General features: G+C 53.6%; 16 protein-coding genes. 10 read left to right on the top strand and 6 right to left on the bottom strand.

Annotated features, from left to right (window positions below; all coding sequences use genetic code 11):
• The 3 genes from AOY24_RS17755 (at position 1) to AOY24_RS17745 (ending at position 4,806) form a co-directional block, all read left to right on the top strand.
• Positions 1 to 2,433 (top strand): glycyl radical protein, encoded by a 2,433-nt coding sequence (locus tag AOY24_RS17755; protein WP_054177087.1) that lies wholly within the window; start codon positions 1 to 3, stop codon positions 2,431 to 2,433.
• A 146-nt stretch (positions 2,434 to 2,579) separates the two neighbouring features.
• A complete protein-coding gene (locus tag AOY24_RS17750) occupies positions 2,580 to 3,395 on the top strand; it encodes a Cof-type HAD-IIB family hydrolase (protein WP_054177086.1) in 816 nt (271 codons plus the stop codon).
• A 148-nt stretch (positions 3,396 to 3,543) separates the two neighbouring features.
• A complete protein-coding gene (locus AOY24_RS17745) occupies positions 3,544 to 4,806 on the top strand; it encodes a DUF1479 domain-containing protein (protein WP_043001262.1) in 1,263 nt (420 codons plus the stop codon).
• Here AOY24_RS17745 and AOY24_RS17740 read toward each other — a convergent pair.
• On the bottom strand, positions 4,803 to 5,876 hold the full coding sequence (locus AOY24_RS17740) for a LacI family DNA-binding transcriptional regulator (RefSeq protein WP_043001263.1): 1,074 nt from the start codon (positions 5,874 to 5,876) through the stop codon (positions 4,803 to 4,805). The genes AOY24_RS17745 and AOY24_RS17740 overlap by 4 nt on opposite strands.
• Positions 5,877 to 6,161: 285 nt before the next feature.
• Between AOY24_RS17740 and AOY24_RS17735 the strand changes: the two genes are divergently transcribed.
• Both AOY24_RS17735 and AOY24_RS17730 read left to right on the top strand, forming a co-directional pair.
• The gene (locus AOY24_RS17735) at positions 6,162 to 7,463 is read left to right on the top strand and encodes an MFS transporter (RefSeq protein ID WP_054177085.1); all 1,302 of its coding nucleotides are present in this window, start codon (positions 6,162 to 6,164) and stop codon (positions 7,461 to 7,463) included.
• Positions 7,464 to 7,480: 17 nt separating this feature from the next.
• Positions 7,481 to 9,844, top strand: coding sequence for a TIM-barrel domain-containing protein (locus AOY24_RS17730; RefSeq protein ID WP_054177084.1), 2,364 nt, complete (start codon positions 7,481 to 7,483; stop codon positions 9,842 to 9,844).
• Positions 9,845 to 10,025: 181 nt separating this feature from the next.
• Here the strand turns inward: AOY24_RS17730 and AOY24_RS17725 are convergent, their stop codons facing one another.
• The gene (locus AOY24_RS17725) at positions 10,026 to 11,621 is read right to left on the bottom strand and encodes an ABC-F family ATPase (RefSeq protein ID WP_044256415.1); all 1,596 of its coding nucleotides are present in this window, start codon (positions 11,619 to 11,621) and stop codon (positions 10,026 to 10,028) included.
• Between the two features lie 217 nt (positions 11,622 to 11,838).
• On the opposite strand from AOY24_RS17725, the gene ldtB reads away from it, so the two are divergent.
• Entirely contained in the window at positions 11,839 to 12,759 is a 921-nt protein-coding gene (gene ldtB / locus AOY24_RS17720) for a L,D-transpeptidase (RefSeq protein ID WP_042320414.1), read from the top strand.
• Positions 12,760 to 12,824: 65 nt separating this feature from the next.
• Here ldtB and AOY24_RS17715 read toward each other — a convergent pair whose 3' ends face one another.
• Together AOY24_RS17715 and mntR are read right to left on the bottom strand one after the other, a co-directional pair.
• Complete coding sequence (locus AOY24_RS17715; RefSeq protein ID WP_044264246.1) at positions 12,825 to 13,934, bottom strand: anion transporter; 1,110 nt, start codon at positions 13,932 to 13,934, stop codon at positions 12,825 to 12,827.
• Positions 13,931 to 14,404, bottom strand: coding sequence for a manganese-binding transcriptional regulator MntR (gene mntR / locus AOY24_RS17710; protein WP_043001268.1), 474 nt, complete (start codon positions 14,402 to 14,404; stop codon positions 13,931 to 13,933). The genes AOY24_RS17715 and mntR overlap by 4 nt, the downstream gene beginning before the upstream one ends.
• Before the next feature lie 185 nt (positions 14,405 to 14,589).
• Here mntR and mntS point away from each other — a divergent pair, with 185 nt between their 5' ends.
• Positions 14,590 to 14,718 (top strand): manganase accumulation protein MntS, encoded by a 129-nt coding sequence (mntS, locus tag AOY24_RS17705; protein ID WP_043001269.1) that lies wholly within the window; start codon positions 14,590 to 14,592, stop codon positions 14,716 to 14,718.
• A gap of 277 nt (positions 14,719 to 14,995) precedes the next feature.
• A complete protein-coding gene (locus AOY24_RS17700; RefSeq protein ID WP_054177083.1) occupies positions 14,996 to 16,582 on the top strand; it encodes a phosphoethanolamine transferase in 1,587 nt (528 codons plus the stop codon).
• Between the two features lie 64 nt (positions 16,583 to 16,646).
• Here AOY24_RS17700 and ompX read toward each other — a convergent pair whose 3' ends face one another.
• Together ompX and AOY24_RS25030 are read right to left on the bottom strand one after the other, a co-directional pair.
• A complete protein-coding gene (ompX, locus tag AOY24_RS17695) occupies positions 16,647 to 17,162 on the bottom strand; it encodes an outer membrane protein OmpX (protein WP_043001271.1) in 516 nt (171 codons plus the stop codon).
• Positions 17,163 to 17,235: 73 nt separating this feature from the next.
• Positions 17,236 to 17,280: a hypothetical protein gene (locus AOY24_RS25030; protein ID WP_125340082.1), complete on the bottom strand. Its 45-nt coding sequence runs from the start codon at positions 17,278 to 17,280 to the stop codon at positions 17,236 to 17,238.
• A gap of 270 nt (positions 17,281 to 17,550) precedes the next feature.
• Here AOY24_RS25030 and rhtA point away from each other — a divergent pair, with 270 nt between their 5' ends.
• Both rhtA and dps read left to right on the top strand, forming a co-directional pair.
• Positions 17,551 to 18,438 (top strand): threonine/homoserine exporter RhtA, encoded by an 888-nt coding sequence (gene rhtA / locus AOY24_RS17690; RefSeq protein WP_043001272.1) that lies wholly within the window; start codon positions 17,551 to 17,553, stop codon positions 18,436 to 18,438.
• Positions 18,439 to 18,747: 309 nt separating this feature from the next.
• Positions 18,748 to 19,251: a DNA starvation/stationary phase protection protein Dps gene (gene dps / locus AOY24_RS17685; RefSeq protein ID WP_042320427.1), complete on the top strand. Its 504-nt coding sequence runs from the start codon at positions 18,748 to 18,750 to the stop codon at positions 19,249 to 19,251.
• Positions 19,252 to 19,528: the final 277 nt, after the last annotated feature.

Here is a 19,528-nt window from a genome sequence, read left to right as displayed (position 1 = left end):
ATGACCCAACTGAAACTGGATACGCTCAGCGACCGCATCAAAGCACACAAAACCGCGCTGGTGCATATCGTCAAACCACCGGTCTGTACCGAACGCGCGCAGCATTACACTGAAATGTACCAGCAGCATCTGGACAAGCCGATTCCGGTACGCCGCGCGCTGGCGCTGGCACATCATCTGGCACAACGAACCATCTGGATCAAACACGACGAGCTGATCATCGGTAACCAGGCAAGCGAAGTCCGCGCCGCGCCGATCTTCCCGGAATACACCGTGTCATGGATTGAAAAAGAAATCGACGACCTGGCGGACAGACCAGGGGCTGGTTTTGCGGTCAGTGAAGAGAACAAGCGCGTCCTGCATGCCGTGTGCCCGTGGTGGCGCGGCCAGACCGTTCAGGACCGCTGCTACGGCATGTTTACCGATGAGCAAAAAGGGTTGCTGGAAACCGGTATTATCAAAGCTGAAGGCAACATGACCTCCGGTGACGCACACCTGGCGGTGAACTTCCCGCTGCTGCTGGAAAAAGGCATTGACGGCCTGCGGGAAAAAGTCGCAGAGCGCCGTTCTCGTATTAACCTGACTGTTCTCGAGGATCTGCATGGCGAGCAGTTCCTGAAAGCCATTGATATTGTGCTGGTTGCCGTCAGTGACCACATCGCCCGCTTCGCCGAACTGGCACGTAAAATGGCGAGTGAAGAGACGCGTATCAGCCGTCGTAACGAACTGCTGGCGATAGCGGAAAACTGCGATCTGATCGCCCACCAGCCGCCGCAAACTTTCTGGCAGGCGCTGCAACTGTGCTACTTCATCCAGTTGATTCTGCAAATTGAGTCCAATGGTCACTCGGTGTCGTTCGGGCGTATGGACCAGTATCTTTATCCGTACTACCGCCGTGACGTGGAGCTGAACCAGTCGCTGGACCGCGAACACGCCATTGAACTGCTTCACAGCTGCTGGCTTAAGCTGCTGGAAGTGAACAAAATCCGTTCCGGATCGCACTCTAAAGCCTCTGCAGGCAGCCCCCTCTATCAGAACGTCACCATTGGCGGACAAAGCCTGGTTAACGGTCAACCGATGGATGCGGTCAATCCGCTCTCTTACGCGATCCTTGAATCGTGCGGTCGTCTGCGCTCCACTCAGCCTAACCTCAGCGTGCGTTATCACGCCGGGATGAGCAATGACTTCCTCGACGCCTGCGTGCAGGTGATCCGCTGTGGCTTTGGGATGCCAGCATTTAACAACGATGAAATTGTCATCCCGGAATTTATCAAACTCGGAATTGAGCCGCAGGACGCCTACGATTACGCAGCGATCGGCTGTATCGAAACCGCGGTCGGCGGCAAGTGGGGCTACCGCTGCACCGGCATGAGCTTTATCAACTTTGCCCGCGTGATGCTCGCCGCGCTGGAAGGCGGTCGTGACGCCACCAGCGGGAAAGTCTTCCTGCCGCAGGAAAAAGCGCTTTCCGCCGGTAACTTCAACAATTTCGATGAGGTGATGGCCGCATGGGATGCGCAAATCCGCTACTACACGCGTAAATCGATTGAGATTGAGTATGTGGTCGACACCATGCTTGAAGAGAACGTGCACGATATTCTCTGCTCGGCACTGGTGGATGACTGCATCGAACGGGCGAAGAGCATTAAACAAGGTGGGGCGAAGTATGACTGGGTATCCGGCTTGCAGGTGGGTATCGCCAACCTCGGCAACAGCCTGGCCGCGGTGAAAAAACTGGTCTTTGAACAGGGGGCCATCGGTCAGCAACAGCTTGCGGCCGCGCTGGCGGATGATTTTGACGGCCTGACTCATGAGCAGTTGCGTCAGCGTTTAATCAACAGCGCGCCGAAGTATGGCAACGATGATGACACGGTCGACACCCTGCTGGCTCGCGCTTACCAGACCTATATTGATGAACTGAAGCAGTACCATAACCCACGCTACGGACGTGGTCCGGTCGGCGGCAATTATTACGCGGGCACCTCGTCTATCTCGGCAAACGTGCCGTTCGGCGCAGCGACTATGGCCACACCAGATGGGCGTAAAGCCCATACTCCACTGGCCGAAGGGGCAAGCCCGGCGTCCGGTACTGACCATCTGGGTCCAACGGCGGTGATTGGCTCGGTCGGTAAACTGCCTACCGGTTCGATTCTGGGCGGTGTACTGTTAAACCAGAAGCTGAACCCGGCAACGCTGGAAAATGAATCCGACAAGCAGAAACTGATGATCCTGCTGCGCACCTTCTTTGAAGAGCACAAAGGCTGGCACATTCAGTACAACATCGTGTCGCGCGAAACCTTGCTGGAGGCGAAAAAACATCCTGATCAGTACCGTGATCTGGTGGTCCGTGTCGCCGGTTATTCCGCGTTCTTCACTGCACTTTCACCGGACGCGCAGGACGATATCATCGCCCGTACCGAACATATGCTGTAATTCTCCCCGTAGGCCGGATGGCGACACAAAGCGTCTTATCCGGCCTACTCGTCCCTCTTCACCGCTTTCATTCGAAATAAATTTGTGCTTTAGGTCACATTGTTATTAAAATGTTTCTGGTCGCAGTTTTGAGCCAGGAGCTTTATATGACCGTTAAAGTTATCGTCACCGATATGGACGGTACTTTTCTCAATGACGCCAAAAAGTACGATCACGCACGATTTATGGCGCAGTACCATGAGCTAAAAAAACGCAACATTGAATTCGTCGTCGCCAGCGGCAATCAGTATTACCAGCTCATCTCTTTCTTCCCCGAACTCAAAGACGAGATCTCTTTCGTTGCCGAAAACGGCGCGCTGGTGTTTGAGCATGGCAAACAGCTTTTTCACGGCGAACTCACGCGTCACGAATCTCAGGTTGTGATGGGCGAATTGCTGAAAGATAAACAGCTCAACTTTGTGGCCTGCGGTCTGCAAAGCGCGTACGTCAGTGAAAACGCGCCGGAACCCTTTGTCGCACTGATGTCGAAGCACTACCACCGCCTGAAGCCGGTGAAGGACTATCATGACATCGACGACGTGCTGTTTAAGTTCTCGCTGAATCTGCCAGACCAGCAGATCCCGTTGGTTATCGACCACCTGCACACGGCGCTGGACGGCATTATGAAACCCGTGACCAGCGGTTTCGGCTTTATCGATCTGATCATTCCCGGGCTGCACAAAGCGAATGGCATCAGCCGATTGCTGAAACGGTGGAACCTTTCACCAAAAGAAGTCGTGGCGATTGGCGACAGCGGCAATGATGCAGAAATGCTGAAAATGGCGCACTACGCTTTCGCTATGGCGAATGCCACCGACAGTATCAAAGCAATCGCCCGCTTTCAGACGGATGACAATAACCATGACGGCGCGCTGAACGTGATTCAGGCCGTGCTGGATAACACCGCCCCTTTCAACGTGTGACGGCAATAACCGGAACACCCTGTTCCGGTTTTATTTTCTTCCCCCCTGTTTGCCACCTCAACATTTTAAACTTGCATTAACTTTTTTATAACTTATATTATCACCTGTAAGAAAAATAAGTTTCGAATGAAAGTTATGCGAGGTGGTTATGGCTTTTTCCTTCACAAGCGACACATTACCGGTCGACCATAAAGCGGCGATCCGTCAGATGAAGCAGGAACTGCGGGCGCAGCTCGGCGACGTCCAACAGATCTTCAGCCAGATTAGCGATACCATTGCCACCCGCGTGGCGGAAATCAACGCACTTAACGCACAGGGCGCCCCGGTGTGGCCTGAGCTATCGTATGCCGATATCAACGCTGGCACCGTCACGGCGCAGCAGCGCGAACAGATCAAACGTCGCGGCTGTGCGGTCATCAAAGGTCACTTCCCACGTGAGCAGGCGCTGGCCTGGGATCAGTCGATGCTGGACTATCTGGACAGAAACCGTTTTGACGAGGTGTACAAAGGCCCCGGCGATAACTTCTTTGGCACCCTCACCGCTTCGCGTCCGGAGATTTATCCGATCTACTGGTCGCAGGCGCAAATGCAGGCCAGACAGAGTGAAGAGATGGCTAACGTGCAGTCGTTCCTCAACCGTCTGTGGACCTTTGAAAGCGAGGGCAAGCAGTGGTTTAACCCGGATGTCAGCGTGATCTACCCAGACAGGATCCGTCGCCGTCCACCGGGAACCACGTCAAAAGGGCTGGGCGCGCACACCGATTCCGGCGCGCTGGAACGCTGGCTGCTGCCGGCCTATCAGCGCGTCTTCGCGAATGTGTTTAACGGCAAGCTGGCGGAATACGATCCGTGGCAGGCCGCCCATCGTACGGAAGTGGAAGAGTATACGGTGGACAACACCACCAAATGTTCAGTATTTCGCACCTTCCAGGGCTGGACCGCACTGTCGGATATGTTGCCCGGTCAGGGTTTACTGCATGTCGTCCCCATTCCGGAAGCCATGGCCTATGTGCTTTTACGTCCTTTGCTCGATGATGTTCCGGAAGATGAACTGTGTGGCGTGGCGCCAGGGCGGGTACTGCCGATATCCGAACAATGGCATCCTTTGTTGATTGAGGCGCTTACCAGTATTCCGCCACTGGAAGCAGGCGATTCCGTCTGGTGGCATTGCGATGTGATTCACTCCGTGGCGCCGGTCGACAATCAGCAGGGCTGGGGCAATGTGATGTATATTCCCGCCGCCCCGCTGTGCGAGAAAAATCTGGCCTATGCGCACAGCGTGAAGGCCGCGCTGGAGAAAGGCGCGTCACCGGGCGATTTCCCGCGAGAGGATTACGAAACAGACTGGGAAGGCCGCTTCACGCTGGCGGATTTGAATATCCACGGCAAGCGCGCGCTGGGGATGAGTTAACGATCATACAGACCTTCCTGTTCAACGGCGGTGCGTCGTTTCCCCTGACGTATCCGCCGGACCGACTCCCGTACCGCAAGCGTACCATTGAGTAACAACGAACTGACTGGCGCCTCCGGGCGCACCAGACGTTGCTGGAGCATATACACTGCTTCTGTCCCCAACTCATCCCGAGGAACATGAACTGCTGTTAAGGGGACATCCTGAATCGACGCCAGATTAAAACCATCGATACTCATCACCGAGATATCCTGAGGGACACGTAATCCCCGTTTTTGCAGCGCGCTGATGACCCCTGCCGCCATAAAATCTCCCCCGACTAAAAAGGCGGTGGGTAAATCTTGCCCTTTTCTCTCGCTGATCCATTCACTGACCAGTTGTTCTGTCTCTCTGGCGCTAAAATTTGTGGCGACCAGCAGATCGCGGTCGTCAGTGAACTTCATGTTATGTGACCGCCACGCATCGCGGATCCCTGCTAAGCGCAGCTCCATTGTGTATCGGCGCAGGCAGAGAACGTTCATCACCTCACGATGCCCCATTTCAAACAGATAGCCCGCCGCTCGTTCACCGATCGCCCGATGATCGGGTGCCACCACGGGAAGACGCATGAGCCGATCGCGACAGTTAATCAACAGGCACGGTTTTCCGACATCAACGGCTAAATCATGAATATGCGGATCGTCGATCCCCAGCAAAATAGCGGCATGCGTATCCGGTTCGTTCATTCGCGCCAGAAACAATTGCGCATCACTGTCATGTTCCTCAAGAGCGCAGTAGCGCAACCGGACTTCGTGCGAAGCCAGTCCTTTATTCACACTCTGGATCACACGGTAATAAAAGATGTCGGACCGCTCATCAAATGCCCGCTGTGGCGCAAAGATCATCAGGCTATTGAGTAGCAGACGTCCTGCCGCCATCCCCTCCATCACCCCCAGTTCACGTGCGCATTCCAGCACGAGACGCCGGGCGTTGTCGCTGGTGTTGGACTTACCCGCCAGCACACGCGAAACGGTGCTGATCGAGAGCTGCGTTCGGGCGGCAATTTCCCTGATTTTTAACCTTTTATCCATTTTGTGATCTTGCTCCACTTGCCTCATGAAAAAATTTTCACGACCTGAAATTGAAGCTCTGACTCGCTTCGAATGAATAGTGGCAGATGACTGCGTGCATTGATGAGAAAGCTTGCACAAATTCTGCTATTGGTCGCCCATTTTCTCCCTTAAGGTGAATTTGTCATACAGCTTCCATACTAGTTGTATAGCAACTTCATCGCTTAACGCAATAAAAACTAAAGCGATAACCGTATGACATTTTAAACATTCATCCCCCTACCGTCCGTCTTGTGGAGACAGAAAATGAGTCAGGACATCAACAATACGGTTGCGACAAGCAAGCCCCGTCGCGTCATAAAAAATCTGCGCTGGTATGTGCTGGTACTTTTTTTACTCGGCGTCACCGTTAACTACATCACCCGAAATTCATTAGGCATTCTGGCACCGGAACTGAAAGAGAGCCTGGGCATCACAACCGAGCAATATTCGTGGATTGTCGGCGCATTTCAGATTGCCTACACCATTTTCCAGCCGTTATGCGGATGGCTGATCGACGTGATTGGTTTGAAAATTGGCTTCATGGTTTGCGCTGGCATCTGGGCGCTCATGTGTATTTTTCATGCCGGTGCAGGAAGCTGGTTGCACCTTGCGATTCTGCGCTTTTTTATGGGGGCTTCAGAAGCGGCCGCCACCCCGGCCAACGCGAAAACAATCGGCGAATGGTTTCCGAAATCAGAGCGTCCCGTCGCTGCCGGCTGGGCTGGCGTGGGTTTCTCGATTGGCGCGATGCTCGCGCCGCCTATCATCTACTTCGCGCACGCCTCGTTTGGCTGGCAGGGTGCGTTTATGTTTACCGGTGTGCTGGCGCTGGTGTGGGTCGTCCTGTGGTGGGCGTTCTATCACAACCCGGAACAGCATCCGAATCTGAGTAAAGATGAACTGGACTTTATTAAGCAGGATAACGAACCACCAGCCGTCAAGCTGCCTTTCCTGACAGCGTTAAAAACCGTCTCAAAAAACAAACGATTCTATGGTATCGCCATCCCGGCTTTTATGGCGGAGCCTGCCTGGGCCGTACTGAGCTTCTGGGTGCCGCTGTATCTCGCCAAAGAACACGGTATGGATCTGAAGCAGATCGCGATGTTTGCCTGGCTACCGTTCCTGGCCGCCGATCTCGGCAGCGTAGCGAGTGGCTACCTGACGCGTCTGTATACCCGCTGGTTCGGCTGCTCCCGCGTTAACTCGGTCGTAGCCAGTTCCGTGACGGGCGCGTTCCTGATGATCTCTCTGGCCATTGTGGTCATTACCCGCGACCCGTATATCACCATTATCCTGATCTCTATTGGCGGCTTCGGACATCAGATCATCTCCTGCATGCTGAGTGCGCTCGTTGTCGAGTCGTTTGATAAAGGTCAGATGGCCACCGTTAACGGTATGCGCGGTTCGGCGGCGTGGATCGCCAGCTTCCTGTTCTCTCTTTTGATTGGTGTTACGGCTGACAAAATCGGCTTTAACCCCCTCTTCATTGCCATGGGTTTCTTTGACCTGATTGGCGCTGTTTTCCTGGTGGCATTTATTGCTGAACGTCGCGCCAAGCGCGCCTGATCGTGGATGTATTGCATATGAAAACCCTGAAAAACTGGACCCTTGATAAACAATCGGCCACTCACCTTGAACTGGTGGTGGATAAACAGCACCGTCTGTGTCTTTACGTACTGGAAGAAAATCTCTTCCGTGTGCTGATCAAACGCAAAGGTGAACTGGCGCTGGACCGAACCTGGAGCATCGCGCCTGAAAAAGACGTACCGTGGGAAGGTCGGCACCGCGACGACATCAGCGGTTTCAGTTGCCCGGACTGGACGCTTTCACAGCAGGACGATAGCGTGACGGTGTCGACCCACCAACTGCGCGTCACCGTCCATCAACCACTGTGGCTGGAGTGGGAATATCGTAACGATGCCGGCGCCTGGCAGTCGCTGGTCAACGATCGCGCCACCAGCGCCTACCTTCTGAACGCCCACGGTGACGGCGTGGCGCATTACCTGAGTCGGCGTAAAGATGAACGTTTTTACGGTCTGGGTGAAAAAGCCGGCGATCTGCAGCGTAACGATAAGCGCTATGAAATGCGTAATCTGGATGCGATGGGTTACAACGCCGTGAGCACCGACCCGCTGTATAAACACATCCCGTTCACTCTCACCCGCCGCGACGACGTGAGCTACGGCCTGTTTTACGACAACCTGAGCAGTTGCTGGCTGGATTTGGGGAACGAGATCGATAATTATCACACCGCTTATCGCCGCTGGCAGGCGGAAGCAGGCGATATTGATTACTACCTGTTTACCGGCAAACGGGTCCTGGACGTCACTAAAGCTTTTGTGCGCCTGACCGGGAAAACGCTATTCGGGCCGAAGTGGAGTCTGGGGTACAGCGGTTCCACGATGCACTATACCGACGCGCCGGACGCGCAAAACCAGCTCATGAACTTTATCCGACTGTGTGAAGAACACGCGATTCCGTGCGACTCGTTCCAGCTCTCGTCGGGATATACCTCAATTAACGGTAAGCGCTATGTCTTTAACTGGAACTACGACAAAGTGCCGCAACCTAAAGTGATGAGTCAGGCATTCCACGATGCCGGGCTGAAGCTTGCTGCCAACATCAAGCCCTGTCTGTTGCAGGATCATCCTCGCTATAACGACGTCGCGGAAAGCGGCCTGTTTATTCGTGATTCAGAAACCGATTCACCGGAACGTTCCAGTTTCTGGGATGACGAAGGATCGCACCTCGACTTTACCAACCCGGAGACCATTCAGTGGTGGCAGAACGGTGTGACGACGCAACTGCTGGAGATGGGCATCGACTCCACCTGGAACGATAACAACGAGTTCGAAGTGTGGGACGGCGAAGCGCGCTGTTACGGCTTTGGCAAGGAAATTGCCATCAAACACATTCGCCCGGTGATGCCGTTACTGATGATGCGCGCCTCGCTGGAAGCGCAACAGCGTTTTGCCCCGGATAAGCGACCGTATCTGATTTCCCGCTCGGGTTGCGCCGGTATGCAACGTTACGTTCAGACCTGGAGCGGCGATAACCGCACCAGTTGGGATACTCTGCGTTATAACACCCGCATGGGGCTGGGAATGAGTCTTTCCGGGCTGTTCAACGTCGGTCACGATGTCGGCGGATTCTCTGGCGATAAACCCGACGCCGAACTGTTCGTAAGATGGGTACAGAATGGGGTGATGCATCCACGCTTTACCATTCACTCGTGGAATGACGATCATACGGTGAACGAGCCATGGATGTATCCGGGCGTGACGCCAGCCATTCGCAGTGCGATAGTGCTGCGTTATCGGCTGCTGCCCTATCTCTACACCCTGCTCTGGCAGGCGCATGCCGATGACGAACCGATGCTACGTCCGACGTTCCTCGACCACGAGCATGACGCGCAGACCTTTGAAGAATGCGATGACTTCCTGCTAGGCCGCGACCTGCTGGTGGCAAGCGTGGTAGAAGCGGGTCAGCGTGAGCGCCGCGTCTGGCTGCCGGATAACGAAACCGGCTGGTACGATTTTTACACTCACGAGTGGTTCTCTGGCGGTCAGTGGATCACCCGCGATGCGCCGCTGGAAAAACTGCCGCTGCTGGTACGCGCCGGGGCGGGTCTGCCGTTAAGCGAGCGTATTACCCATGTGTCCGCTGAAAAAGACAACACCCGCGAGCTGAAGCTGTTCCCGGTGAAGGGCGTCGGCACGACCACCGGAATGCTGTTTGAAGACGATGGCGAAAGCTGGGGCTACCAGAACGGCAATGCGCTGTGGGTGGAGTGGGAAATGCAATGCGACGGCGCAACCATTAACCTGAAGGTGAACGCCCGCGGGGATTATCGTCCGGCGTGGAAAGCGCTGAAGGTGTCGTTACCGGCAGGCGAAAGACGCACGCTGTTGGTGAATGGCGTTGAAGAGAGTGAATGGGTGGTGTAGTGCGGGCTGATACCCTAACCCTCTCCTACGGGGAGAGGGAACAGGAGCACGCCTCCTTTCCCTAAGTATTTCGCGCTGCAGGAAGGCGGCAAACCTGTGAATCCCCGGGAGCTTACATAAGTAAGTGACCGGGGTGAACAGGTGAAGCCAACGCATCTGCAGCGTGAAAGACGACGGGAAATTAGTTGTCGATCCCTTTACTGCGCAGGTAGTCTTCGTAGTTACCGCTGAAGTCCACCACGCGCTCTGGGGTGATTTCCAGCACGCGGGTCGCCAGCGAGCTCACAAATTCACGGTCGTGAGAAACGAAGATCAGGGTACCCTGATACATCTCCAGCGCCATGTTCAGCGATTCGATGGATTCCATATCGAGGTGGTTAGTCGGTTCATCCATGACCAGAATGTTTGGTTTCTGCATCATCAATTTACCGAACAGCATGCGACCCTTTTCACCACCCGACAGCACCTTAGCTGGCTTTTTGATGTCGTCCTGGCTGAACAGCAGACGACCAAGGATGCTGCGCACCGCCTGTTCGTCATCGCCTTCCTGCTTCCACTGACTCATCCAGTCGAAGACCGTCAGATCGTTTTCGAATTCATATTCGTGATCCTGCGCGTAATAACCAATGCGCGCGTTCTCCGACCATTTCACGGTACCGCTGTCGGCGTCCAGATCGCCCACCAGCGTTTTCAGCAGCGTCGATTTACCCACGCCGTTGGTCCCCAGTACCGCCAGTTTCTCACCGACTTCCAGCAGCAGGTTCACGCCTTTAAACAGCGGACCGTTATCAAAACCTTTGCTGATCGCTTCCACTTCCAGCGCGTTACGGAACAGTTTCTTGTCCTGCTCGAAGCGGATAAACGGGTTCTGACGGCTGGATGCCTTCACTTCATCGAGTTTGATTTTATCAATCTGACGGGCACGAGACGTCGCCTGACGAGATTTAGAGGCGTTGGCGCTAAAACGGCTGACGAAGGATTGCAGGTCGGCAATCTGCGCTTTTTTCTTGGCGTTATCCGCCAGCAGACGTTCGCGCGCCTGCGTCGCGGCGGTCATATATTCGTCGTAGTTCCCCGGATAAATTCGCAGTTCGCCGTAATCGAGATCCGCCATGTGCGTGCACACCATGTTCAGGAAGTGACGGTCGTGCGAAATGATGATCATAGTGCTGTCACGTTCGTTCAGCACCTGCTCCAGCCAGCGAATGGTATCGATGTCCAGGTTGTTCGTCGGTTCGTCGAGCAGCAGAATATCCGGATTGGAAAACAGCGCCTGGGCCAGCAGGACACGCAGCTTCCAGCCAGGAGCGACTTCGCTCATCGGACCGTAGTGCTGCTCTACCGGAATACCAACGCCAAGCAGCAGTTCACCGGCGCGCGCTTCAGCCGAGTAACCGTCCATCTCGCCGTATTTCACTTCCAGATCGGCCACCTTGTAGCCATCCTCTTCGCTCATCTCCGGCAAGGCGTAGATACGATCGCGCTCCTGCTTCACTTCCCACAGTTCACCGTGGCCCATGATCACCGTATCGAGCACCGTGAACTCTTCAAAAGCAAACTGATCCTGGCGCAGCTTACCGATACGCTCGTTGGGATCGAGAGAAACGTTACCCAGCGTCGGCTCAAGGTCGCCGCCGAGAATTTTCATAAAGGTGGATTTACCGCTACCGTTGGCGCCAATCAGGCCGTAACGGTTGCCGCCGCCAAATTTGACGGAAATGTTTTCGAACAGCGGCTTACTGCCGAACTGCATGGTGACGTTGCTGGAAACTAACACGGACGTATCCTAAAGAATATGTGACAAACCGCGTATTATGCCACAAGTCTGAAATAAGATCGCGCCTCGTCGCCAACGACTACACTGGGGTAACAGGAAAAAAATGTGATTTCGTACACATCTGAATTCCCTGTTAACAGGAATGCACATATAATGCGCTCCCAACACTACAGAATTCTCAACCCAACAGCCTGCCAGGCAATGAATCTCGCATAACATGAATATGAAATTAACAACGTTTTTCGCGGCAGCACTCGCGGTCGTCGGCTTTTGCAGTACCGCATCCGCTGTCACCTATCCTCTGCCAACGGATGGTAGTCGCGTCATTGGTCAGAATCAGGTGATCACCATCCCGGAAGGTAACACGCAGCCGCTGGAATATTTTGCTGCTGAATACCAGATGGGACTTTCCAACATGCTGGAAGCCAACCCGGGCGTGGATACCTTCCTGCCGAAAGGCGGCACCGTGCTGAATATTCCGCAGCAGTTGATTCTGCCGGACACCGTGCACGAAGGTATCGTGATTAACAGCGCGGAAATGCGTCTGTACTACTACCCGAAAGGCACCAATACGGTGATCGTCCTGCCTATCGGTATTGGTCAGTTAGGTAAAGACACGCCTATCAACTGGACCACCAAAGTAGAACGTAAGAAAGCCGGTCCGACCTGGACGCCAACCGCGAAAATGCACGCTGAATATCGTGCCGCAGGTGAACCGCTGCCTGCCGTTGTTCCGGCAGGTCCGGATAACCCGATGGGTCTGTACGCGCTGTACATTGGGCGTCTGTACGCCATTCACGGCACCAACGCCAACTTCGGTATCGGCCTGCGCGTGAGCCACGGTTGCGTGCGTCTGCGTAACGAAGACATCAAATTCCTGTTCCAGAATGTGCCTGTTGGCACGCGCGTACAGTTTATCGATGAGCCGGTAAAAGCAACCACTGAGCCTGATGGCAGCCGTTACATCGAAGTTCACAACCCACTGTCGACGACTGAAGCGCAGTTTGAAGGCGGCGAAATCGTACCGATTACCCTGTCGAAGAGCATTCAGAACATCACCAATCAGGCCGATGTTGACCAGAACGTGGTAGAGCAAGCGATTCAGAACCGTTCAGGGATGCCTGTTCGTCTGAATTGATACGAATCTGGACAATATAAAGGGCGGATAATTTTTCCGCCCTTTTTTGTTGATTTTAATTGGTATTATCTCAGCAGTAACAGCCCATACCCCACCAACGCCGCCCACACCAGCATCGGCAGTGAATAGAGATGAAAGCGCCACCAGATGCGTCGGTCGTTTGCCATCCGTAGCGCAATCAAATTCGCCAGCGATCCCGGCAACAAACCAAATCCACCGATGTTGACCGCCCATGCCAGCAGCACGGTCGGAGGCACGTAATTCAGCAGTAAGATGGTGCCGGGAACATTGCTGATAAACTGCGACAGGCCAATTGCCGTCAGCCACAGGCCGGGTTCAGACAGCGAGCCGACGTGACTTAACGTTCCCTGCAACGCCGGCAGTTGCGTCAGTAGATGAACATCAATAAACATCGCCATAAACACCAGCAACAGCGTCCAGTCAACGCTCAACACCACACGCCGCGCCAGTAACAGAAACCCCAGCGCGACAATCGCCAGCCCTACCAGCTCTTGTTTGAACTCCAGCGCCGTCAGAAAAACGAGGTACAGCCCCAGACACCCCCATACCAGTCGCGGCTGCCATTGCGGCGCATGCGTGCCGGTGTGGTACGACAGCGGCTTATTAGGGAAGCAGAACCAGCACACGACCAGCAGCGTCACCATCATCGCAACGGCAAGCGGCGCCATCTGGCTGATAAAGGCAAAAAATGAGAGACCAGAACGCCCCCACAGCAAAATGTTTTGTGGGTTGCCGATGGGCGTTAACAGCGAGCCAGCATTCACGGCCAGCGCTTCAAAAATAATCAGCCGGTTGACCGGTATTGCGCACAATTTCTTCAGGGTGATAGTAAGTGGCACGACGATAAAGAGCGCGACGTCGTTGGTCAGAAAAGTGGAAAGCAGCGCCGCTGCCAGCACCATGAACATCGCCAGACGGCGCTCAGTCGCAAAGCGGCGGGTCATTTTACGTCCCAGCACATCGAAATAGCCGCTAAGCTCCACGCCTTTAGTCAGCAACATCAGGCCGCTCAGGATGATAATGGTGTGCCAGTCAATAGCGCCAGGCCACGTCCGTGGCGTGAACGGCACCCACAGACTCAACGCCACGCCAACGACAATCAATAGCTGAAAAAAACGGTCGCGTTTCAACGCCCGCAATAAAGGCAGGTTCATTCAACGGAAGTTCCGTGTTGTTCGGTAAACAGCCGGAATGCGTCCAGCGTCTCCTGACTGACATGATGCTCCATCCCCTCAGCATCGCGACGGGCTATCTCAGCGCTCACCCCCAGCACCAGCAGGAAGTTCTCCACGATCTGATGGCGCTCACGGCTTTCCTGCGCCAGCTTCTCCCCTTCCGGGGTTAAGAAAACGCCGCGCCAGGGGATCATTTCGATCAATCCCACCGAGGCCAGGCGTTTGAGCATCTTCGCCACCGTGGGTTGGGACACCCCGAGCCGGGCCGCCATATCCACCTGACGCGCTTCACCGACTTCGATAATCAGATCAGAAATCAACTCAACATAGTCGTCAATCAGCTCACGCCGATGCGCCTCTCTCACCTGACGAAACCCTTCGACGTGTTCTTCAACGTTCACTAACTGCGTCACTTTTTTTGTTGTTGGCATACCTGCGCGACGACTCATTCTGCTTCCTCATTCCTGTGACGCGTTAACAGCATCTAATTGGAGAGCGTCCATTGTAAACCAGAGTTGCCCAGGCACAAAAAATTAACGTTTTAGCAATAGCTATATAATATAGCCTGTGCTATATCTGTATGTAATGCAGTCATCTCTCACGGATCGAGGGACCAGAACGTCAGGAGGTCAATATGAACGAGTTTAAGAGGTGTATGCGCGTGTTTAGCCACTCTCCCTTTAAAGTCCGGTTAATGCTGCTCTCAATGCTGTGCGATATGATCAACAGCAAACCTGAGCAGGATAAGCCCTCGGATAAATAACGCGGCGTCGCGGTACGCCGCGTCATCTGGCTGTCATCTACGGCCGTTACACTTCTGCCTATGTCAAAATAGCCCTTCTTTTTGTCGGATTTGCTAACCCCTTCGCAAAACAATTTCTGTCTGCCCGTTGACCTTCACATTCACACGCTCTATCTTCTTGCAGCCCTGCCTAACTTGCGGCTCGCAGATGCGGACCTCTTTCCCTCTTCACGCACTCTCAGCAGGTAATGACCCTTGGCGCCAGGGTAAGCACATGGCGTTTTTACGATAGTGGCATATGAATTTAACCGTCAAAGACTCACTTCTTGCTCGCAGCCGGGCCCTTAGCCCGTGGACTGGCTTTTATGTTTTGCAGTCGCTGCTGATCAACCTGGCGCTGGGCTATCCGTTTAGTCTGCTGTATACCCTTGCCTTTACCTGCATATTGCAGTTGCTCTGGCGGAGCGCGCCGAAAGCGCAGAAGGTGCTGATCGGCGTGTGTTCGCTGGTCGCCGCCTGTTACTTTCCTTTCGGCCAGGCCTACGGATCGCCAAACTTTAATACGCTGCTGGCTCTGCACTCGACAAATATGGAAGAGTCCACGGAAATCCTGACGATTTTCCCCTGGTATAATTACCTGATGGGGGTGTTTATCTTTGCTCTTGGCGTGATCGCCGTGCGTCGCAAACCTGACGAAGAGAAGAAACGCTGGAATAAATATGACAGCCTGTGCCTGCTGTTCAGCGTCGTGGCTTTTTTTGTCACCCCCGTACAGAACCTGGCCTGGGGCGGCGTGTTTAAATTAAAGGATACCGGCTATCCGGTGTTCCGTTTCGCCAAAGACGTCATCGTCAATAACAATGAAGTTATTGACGAGCAGGAGCGCATGGCGAAGTTAGCCAGCATGAAAGACACCTGGACTGTCACCGCCGTGAAGCCGAAATATCACACCTATGTGGTGGTGATCGGTGAAAGCGCTCGTCGTGATGCGCTGGGGGCGTTTGGCGGTCACTGGGATAACACTCCGTTTGCCAGCAGCGTTAACGGCTACCTGTTTGCCGATTACGTCGCGGCCAGCGGGTCAACGCAAAAATCGCTCGGGCTGACCCTCAACCGGGTCGTTGATGATAAGCCGCAGTATCAGGACAACTTTGTCACGCTGGCAAACCGCGCCGGTTTCCAGACGTGGTGGTTCTCGAATCAGGGACAAATCGGCGAATACGATACCGCTATCGCCAGTATCGCAAAGCGGGCTGATGAAGTGCATTTTCTTAAAAACGGTGACTTCGAGGCGGACAAAAACACCCAGGACGAGGCGCTGTTAAAAATGACCGCACAGGTGCTGGAAACGGAACGCACCCAGCCGCAGCTGATTGTCCTGCATCTGATGGGGTCTCATCCACAGGCCTGCGATCGGACAAAAGGCAAGTACGACACGTTCGTCCAGTCGAAAGAAACCTCCTGCTATCTCTATACCATGACTCAGACCGACGACCTGCTGCGAAAACTGTACGATCAGCTCCGCAACAGCGGCGACAGTTTCTCGCTGGCGTATTTCTCCGATCACGGTCTCGCCTTTAAAGAGCGCGGGAAGGAAGTGCAGTATCTGGCGCATGACGACCAGTTCCAGCAAAACTTTCAGGTCCCGTTTATGGTGCTCTCCAGCGATGACAAAGCGCATAAAGTCATCAAAGCGCGGCGCTCCGCCAACGACTTCCTTGGCTTTTTCTCACAGTGGACAGGGATCAGCGCAAAAGAGATTAAGATGAAGTACCGGTTTATCTCTGAACAGAAAGCCGGGCCGGTGTATATCACCAATTTCAAATTGCAGAAGGTGGATTATAACCACCTGGGAACCGATATCTTTAGCACCAAATCGCGATAACCTATTGAAATACATCCAAAAAAAATCCGCCCCTTGAGGCGGATTTTTTATATCACTGACGTGATTAGAAGCGGTAACCGACGCCTGCAATCCAGGTGCCAACGTCAACGCTACGAATACGGCTCTGCTCGTAAGAGAAGTCCAGAGCAACGTTTTCGATCGGGTTGAACTGCACACCTGCGCCATAAGAGAAACCATAATCGCTGGTGTCATCTTTATGCGTCGGGTAGTTGGTGTCCTGGAATTTACCGTAGCCCACACCCACAACACCGTAGATGCTTGCCCAGTCGTTCAGACGGTAAGCCGGACCAGCAGTGATGCCGTAGTACTGAGTTTTGTTGTAATCGCCTGCACCGTTAGTACGATCTTTTTCGGTGTAAGTGAAGGAACCGATTACGCCCAGCGGGTTGTTGTCCTGCTCATAGCGATACTTCAGGTTGAAACCGTTCATTTTGTTCGCCGCGCCCTGAGCATCGCTCTGAGCATAACCACCGGTAACGGTAGACGTTGCAGCGACAGCGGAACCTGCGGAGATAGCCAGAACAGCGGCCAGTGCTGAAAGACATGCAATTTTTTTCATAACCACCTCAAATGTGCTTCAAATAAATCCTAAGTGTTAAATATATCAAAAATTGATGAGAAACTCTTTGCGATTAGTGATGTCTAACGGGCAATTTCATGTAACAGAACGTTTCCATCAACCGCTATCTCTTTCAATTAACATCACTTTTCCAGATATTTGCCCCATTATTACGCGCATAATAAAGGACATTCATCCAGATTATTCCTAATCTGCCAGCGCATTAATCCATCAATTTGCCGCCATTTTACGGCTTTCCAGAAATTTTTTTTCAACGAAGACTCAACCGTAGATGGTTATTTCCATTACACTGCCTCTTTTACTTTTCTATACACAAATCAGGCAAGTTGCTGGATGGCGTGTATCTACAGTTATGTCGGGAGAACGGATGCCAGGGTCGTCACGTAAAACGCCAGTTTGGCTGCCTGTTTTAGTACTGCTTATTGCCATGGCCTCAATCCAGAGCGGCGCATCGCTGGCAAAATCATTGTTTCCGCTGGTTGGCGCGCCCGGTGTCACCGCTCTCCGTCTGGCGTTAGGCACGCTGATTCTTATTGTCTTCTTCAAGCCATGGCGTCTGCGGTTTGCCAAAGAGCAGCGTCTGCCGCTGCTTTTTTACGGCCTGTCGCTCGGGGGAATGAACTACCTCTTCTATCTGTCGATTCAGACGGTCCCGCTGGGGATCGCTGTCGCGCTGGAGTTTACCGGGCCGCTGGCGGTCGCCCTGTTCTCTTCGCGACGCCCCGTTGATTTTATCTGGGTGGTACTGGCGGTTCTCGGACTCTGGTTCCTGCTGCCGCTGGGTCAGGACGTTTCGCATGTCGACCTGTTCGGCGCCACCATGGCACTGGGCGCAGGCGCCTGCTGGGCTATCTATATTCTCAGCGGACAACGCGCCGGCGCTGAGCACGGCCCGGCCACTGTCGCGATAGGTTCGCTGATTGCGGCTCTGGTTTTCGTCCCACTTGGGGCTGTGCAGGCCGGGGAAGCGCTCTGGCACTGGTCTGTCATTCCGCTGGGTCTGGCGGTTGCGGTACTGTCGACGGCGCTCCCCTACTCGCTGGAGATGATTGCCTTAACCCGTCTGCCTACGCGCACCTTTGGCACGCTGATGAGTATGGAACCCGCACTGGCCGCACTGGCAGGTATCCTGTTTCTGGGCGAAACGCTCACGTTTGTCCAGTTGCTGGCGCTTGGCGCGATCATTGCCGCCTCGATGGGCTCGACGTTAACCATTCGACGGGAAAGCAAAATAAAAGAGGTTGATGTAAATTAATTTTACATTTCTGCATGGTTGCATAACCATGCAGAATATCTTCCCGCTGTTTTCCCTGTATTTTCCTGATATTTCCCCACCGTCTATCTGCCCCGTACCGACTATTTATCCGCCTTCTCATGTCGGCATCAGAATATTGTTACCGCTGGTCTAACTCTTGCGCAACTACATGAATAGTAATGCAATTAAATACCGATGGTGTTAAATACTATTAAAGCGATAGGCAGAGCCAGAAAAGCAGGAATCATAACCGGTGCTATACTGAATCTCGTAAATTACTGGGACATAACATCAAGAGGATATGAAATTATGAGTACCGCTAAATTGGTAAAAACAAAAGCGTCCAATCTGCTTTATACCCGCAACGATGTCTCTGACAGCGATAAGAAAGCAACGGTTGAGTTGCTGAATCGTCAGGTGATCCAGTTTATCGACCTGTCACTGATCACCAAGCAGGCCCACTGGAATATGCGTGGCGCTAATTTTATTGCCGTCCATGAGATGCTGGATGGCTTCCGTACGGCATTGACCGACCATCTCGATACCATGGCAGAGCGTGCCGTACAGCTGGGCGGTGTGGCGTTGGGGACTACGCAGGTTATTAATAGCAAAACGCCGTTGAAAAGCTATCCGCTGGACATCCATACCGTTCAGGATCATCTGAAAGAACTGGCAGACCGTTATGCTGTCGTCGCTAACGATGTGCGTAAAGCCATCAGCGAAGCGAAAGACGAAGATACCGCCGATATCTTTACCGCCGCATCCCGCGATCTCGACAAATTCCTGTGGTTCATCGAATCCAACATCGAATAATCGCCTCATAAGTATTCCCTCTACTACCCTCGCCACGGCGGGGGTTTTGCACTTTTATGGTGCACCACATCGTCACCACTCCGTCGTAAAGTAAAATATTTGTAATAATCACCTCACACAATCGTTAACGAAAGATTGTTTTATCAACGATCTTTGCGCTAAATAGGCAGACCGTTCACGCCCCCTCCAGGCTGCACTAAATCAGTGCCCCAGAATGGTGCAAAAAGCGAGTTTTGCTCCGAGACCTGTGCACAAGCGTGCAGTCCCCTCTTGTTAA

It is taken from the genome of Citrobacter sp. CtB7.12, from assembly GCF_001297795.1.
GTDB classification, from domain to species: Bacteria; Pseudomonadota; Gammaproteobacteria; order Enterobacterales; family Enterobacteriaceae; genus Citrobacter_A; species Citrobacter_A amalonaticus.
The sequence above is the reverse complement of the archived record's forward strand: the minus strand, read 5'-3'. Positions and strand labels throughout refer to the sequence as shown.